We start from the raw sequence: 5,025 nt of genomic DNA, 5'->3' as shown, positions 1-5,025 counted from the left end.
GCTGTCCTGGAAGGACCGGACCAGGACCTCGTAGAACACGGCGCGTTTGAACCACTCGGGATCGCGGTCCTTCGCGGGTGTGTCCTCGAAAGTGTCCTGGACGGGCTCATTGACGATCATGATGTGGGTGACCCTCCGATCAACGGTGAGGACGGTCGCAGGACCCTGAGGATGTGCGCGGGCGCGTGGCCCGGCTCGAGGCGCACATAGTTGGCCCTGCCCCAGTGGTAGGTCTCGCCGGTGAGCTCGTCGCGCACCGGCACGGTCTCGTGCCAGTGGAGGCCGAGTTCCGGCATGTCCAACGAGACCGTCGCCTCCTGGGTGTGGTGGGGGTCGAGGTTGGCGACCACCAGAACCGTGTTCGAGCCGTCCGGGTCGCCCGGGGACCTGACCGTCTTCGAGTACGCGATCACCGCCTCCTGGTCGGTGGAGTGGAAGTGCAGGTCACGCAGTTGGCGCAGGGCGGGGTTGGCGCGCCGTACGCGGTTCAGCGTGCTGATGAGGGGTGCGATGGTGGAGCCGGAGTTCTTCGCCGACTGCCAGTCCCGCGGCCGCAGTTGGTACTTCTCCGAATGCAGATACTCCTCGCTGTCGGCCCGTGCCGGGGCGTTCTCGCACAGTTCGTACCCGCTGTAGACGCCCCACGTCGGCGAGAGGGTTGCGGCGAGCACGGCGCGCACCTCGAAGGCGGGGCGGCCGCCGTCCTGGAGGTAGGCGTGCAGGATGTCCGGGGTGTTGACGAAGAAGTTCGGCCGCAGGTAGTGCGCCGTCTCGCCCGACAACTCCCTTAGGTAGTCCGTCAGTTCACCCTTCTCGTTGCGCCAGGTGAAGTACGTGTACGACTGCTGGAAGCCGATCGCCGCGAGGGTGCGCAGCATCGCGGGACGGGTGAACGCCTCCGCCAGGAAGATGACGTCGGGGTCGGTGCGCCGGATGTCGGCGAGCACCTCGTCCCAGAAGACGACGGGCTTGGTGTGCGGATTGTCGACGCGGAAGATACGTACGCCGTGGTCCATCCAGAACCGCAGCAGACGTACGGTCTCGGCGACCAGGCCCGGCATGTCGCGGTCGAAGGCCAGGGGATAGATGTCCTGGTACTTCTTCGGCGGGTTCTCCGCGTACGCGATGGTGCCGTCGGCGCGGTGCGCGAACCACTCGGGGTGTTTGTCCACCCACGGGTGGTCGGGGGAGCACTGCAGCGCGAAGTCCAGGGCCACTTCGAGGTCCAGGCCGGCGGCACGGCGTACGAAGGCGTCGAAGTCGTCGAGCGTGCCGAGGTCGGGGTGGACCGCGTCGTGGCCGCCCTCGGGGGAACCGATCGCCCAGGGCACACCGACGTCGTGCGGCCCTGGGGAGAGGGAGTTGTCGGGGCCCTTGCGGAAGGTGCTGCCGATGGGGTGGATCGGCGGCAGATAGACGACGTCGAAGCCCATCTCGGCGATCGCGGGCAGCCGCTCGGCCGCGGTACGGAAGGTGCCGGACACCGCGGGCTCGCCCTCGCGCACGACAGCGCCCTCGGAGCGCGGGAAGAACTCGTACCAGGACCCGAACAGCGCCCGCCGCCGCTCCACGAGCAGCGGCAGCGGCTCCGACTCCGTGACGAGCTCACGGAGCGGATACCGGGCGAGGACCGCGTCGACCTCCGGGGTCAGCGCGGCGGCGAGGCGGGCCGCGACGGGGCGTCCGGTGTCGCGCAGGGCCTCGGCGGCGGTGCGCAGGGTGGCGCGGCGGCCCTTGCTCACCGGGGCTGCGGCGGCGGCGCGTTCGTGCAGCCGTGCGCCTTCTTCCAGGACGAGTTCGGTGTCGATGCCCGCCGGTATCTTGATCTGCGCGTGGTGCCGCCACTGCGTGACGGGGTCGCCCCACGCCTCGACGCGGTACGACCAGTTCCCCGCCGCGTCCGGCGTGACGTCCGCGCCCCACCGGTCGGTGCCGGGGGCCAGCTCGCGCATCGGCGTCCAGGGTCCGGCGCGCCCCTCGGGGTCGAGCAGCACGGCATTGGCGGCGACCGCTTCGTGCCCTTCACGGAAGACGGTGGCCGTGACCTGGAAGGTCTCACCGACCACGGCCTTGGCGGGCCTGCGCCCGCCGTGCACCTGCGGCGCGATGTCGAGCACGGGGATGCGGCCGGGCGGTGCGTCCTGTGGAGCCGGGTCCTGCTGTGCGGCGGGGGCTCGCTGTGCGGCCGGGTCCTCCCGGCTCTTGGGCACCTTCTCGGGGGCCTTCGCCGAAGCCTTCGCCGGCGGGCGGGTTGAGGGCATGACCACTCCTGTCCGCGTTACATGAGTGGGGCGGATACGGGGGTGTGGAGGGTTCCGCTGTGTGCGTACCGGGGGAGCCTTCCCACGGTTTTCGGGTGGGCAATCCGGCGCTTTGTTAACTACTAGTGCGTAAGGCCTCATACAAGACCGGCAGCAAGGCGAGTCTGTATGGGCACATGCCGGGCGCACATAAGACCGGCCCCGCCTGTCGAGGCGGGGCCGGTCCGGGGATGTGCTGTGTTCTACGGGTTGTTGACCTGCAGGAGCTTGTTCGGTGAGCCGAGGCCGCTGCCGGTGACCTTGCCCGGTACCGCGCGGTCGGTGAGCGCCTTGCTCACCTCGGCCGGTGAGGCCGCCGCGTGGTCGGCGAGGTAGAGCGCCGCCGCGCCCGCCACATGCGGCGAGGCCATCGACGTACCGGAGATGGTGTTCGTGGCGCTGTCGCTCGTGTTCCACGCCGATGTGATGCCGACGCCGGGTGCGAACAGGTCAAGACTGGCACCCCAGTTGGAGAAGCTTGCCTTGGCGTCCTTGGCGTCGGTCGCGCCGACGGTGACCGCTTCCTTCACGCGGGCCGGCGAGGACAGGAACGCGGGAAGCCCGTCGTTCCCCGCCGCGACCGTGTAAGTGACCCCGGACGCGATCGAGTTGCGCACGGCGGCGTCCAACTGGACGTTGGCCGAGCCACCGAGGCTCATGTTCGCTACGGCGGGCTTCTTGGCGTGCTTGGTCACCCAGTCGATGCCGGCGATGACCTGTGCGGTCGTGCCCGAGCCCGCGTTGTCGAGGACGCGCACGCCCACGACGTTCGCCTTCTTGGCCACGCCGTACTTCTGGCCCGCGACGGTCGCGGCGACGTGCGTGCCGTGGCCGTTGCCGTCCTGCGCCGTGGCGTCGTTGTCGATGAAGTCCCAGCCGCTGCTCGCGCGCCCGCCGAAGTCCGTGTGCGTGCTGCGGATTCCGGTGTCGATGACGTACGCGGTCACGCCCTGGCCCGCGGATTCGGGCCAGGTGTAGGACTTGTCGAGCGGAAGGTTCTTCTGGTCGATCCGGTCGAGCCCCCAGGAGGGCGGATTCTTCTGCGTGTGGTCCAGGGACACCATGCTGTCCTGGACGACGGAGGCGACGTTCGAGTCTCCCGCGAGGCGCTTGGCCTCGTTCGAACCCGCCTTCACCGCATAGCCGTTGAGCGCGGTGCTGTAGGTGTGACTGATTTTCGCGCCGTACTTCTCGGCGATGCCCTTGCCCGCCTCCGAGGGGGCCTTCGTCCCTCCCTTGAGTGTGACGATGTAACTGCCGCTGATGGAACCGGGCTCCCCGGCGCCGAGTATCTGCCCCAGCGGGGCCTCGGCGGGGGCTGCGTGTGCGGGCAGCGTGATGGCCGAAAGTACGGCCGCCGTGGTGACGGCGGTGACGGCTCCCGCCCACCGCAAACGCTTCGTTCGCGACAAAGTCATACGCTGGCTTCCCTCCCCAACTTGACGTGCGGCCCGAGGAGTTGGACCGGTGATCTGCCGGGTCCCCCGTATCTCCACGGGCGCCACTTGGCAGCCTCTCGTGTGCTGTGGGGCCCTACAAGACCACACGGCGTGGGGGAATCGGCCATATCGCCCGTGGGGGTGGTGTGAGGGTTGCGGCGATTTTCGGACGAGTGCGGGTGCCGTCCGCGCGAGCGGAACGCTGAGGTGCGTGTTGTCGCAGGTCGACGTCCGATGTCCGCCAGCGGTGTGCCTGCGGTGCAGGTCACGCTGGCGGCATGAACACCCAGCCGACAGCGTCCGAAACCGACCCGGTGGCCGTCCTCACCGCCATGTACGAGGCCGAGGGCCGCTATCTGGCCGCCGGCGGCCCCGGCCAGGCCTCCTTCGACCTGCTCGCCCCGTACTTCGCGCCCGACGTCGTCCTGCACCAGGCCGACGCCCTCCCGTACGGCGGCACCTGGCGCGGCCACGCCGGCATGGTGCGGTTCTTCCTCGCCATGGCCGAGGCGTGGGAGTCCTTCGAGATCGGCGAGCAGGAGTTCCTCGCGGCGGGCGACAAGGTCGTCGTCCACAGCCAGGTCGTGGCGCGGGCCCGCGCCACGGGGCGTGAACTCGCCTTCCCGGTACTGCAGACGATCGCGGTGCGGAGCGGGCGGATCGCCGAGGTGTGGCCGTTCTACTGGGACACGGCGGCGATCGCGGCGGCCACCGGCGGTAGGGATTACAGCGCGCGGCCCGAGACCATCCGGCCCTCGCTGGACTCCGCGAAGACGGCACCGCCGAGGTAGAGCGGAGTGGTCAGGGTGATGCCCTCCAGCTCCTTGGTGTCGGTGAGGTGCCACGAACGGGCCCTCGACGCTGGCCGCGACCTCCGCCTCGCGCCTGAAGCGCCGCCGGAACGTGTCGTCGGCCGCCAGCTCGTTCCGGATGGCCTTGACGGCGACGAGATCCCCGACCCCGAAATCCGTGCGTGCGGCGGGCCGTCCGAGGAACACCTCGCCCATGCCGCCGGCGCCGAGCCTGGCCAGCGTCGTATACGGACCTATCCGCCGAGGTGAGGAATCCCGCAACCGCCCGAGCATCCGCCCCGTACCCCCTGTGTCTCCGTCAACTTCCGCCCCGCCGGGTCACGTTACCCTCCGGCCCGGAGCGTGCACCCTGTGCGCCGTGGTGACAGGGGCGGCGTCCCGCTAACGTCGTTGCGACACGTCGATTCGCGACGTACGAACGCCCCCGTCATACGCCCTGTCAGAGGTGCTCCGTGATGAAGGCCATCCGTCGAT

At 69.8% G+C, this 5,025-nt stretch carries 3 protein-coding genes; 1 reads left to right on the top strand and 2 read right to left on the bottom strand.

Annotated elements, in window-relative coordinates; all coding sequences use genetic code 11:
- Positions 1–116 precede the first annotated feature (116 nt).
- Positions 117–2,261, bottom strand: coding sequence for an alpha-1,4-glucan--maltose-1-phosphate maltosyltransferase (locus E2651_RS41130; RefSeq protein WP_135336383.1), 2,145 nt, complete (start codon positions 2,259–2,261; stop codon positions 117–119).
- A gap of 242 nt (positions 2,262–2,503) precedes the next feature.
- Positions 2,504–3,718, bottom strand: coding sequence for a S8 family peptidase (locus E2651_RS41125; protein ID WP_135336382.1), 1,215 nt, complete (start codon positions 3,716–3,718; stop codon positions 2,504–2,506).
- 299 nt (positions 3,719–4,017) lie between these two features.
- Between E2651_RS41125 and E2651_RS41120 the strand changes: the two genes are divergently transcribed.
- On the top strand, positions 4,018–4,530 hold the full coding sequence (locus E2651_RS41120) for a nuclear transport factor 2 family protein (protein ID WP_135336381.1): 513 nt from the start codon (positions 4,018–4,020) through the stop codon (positions 4,528–4,530).
- Positions 4,531–5,025 lie beyond the last annotated feature (495 nt).

Source organism: Streptomyces sp. MZ04 (assembly GCF_004684775.1).
Classification (GTDB): domain Bacteria; phylum Actinomycetota; class Actinomycetes; order Streptomycetales; family Streptomycetaceae; genus Streptomyces.
Note: the sequence above shows the minus strand (reverse complement) of the source record. Positions and strands in the feature narration are given on the sequence as shown.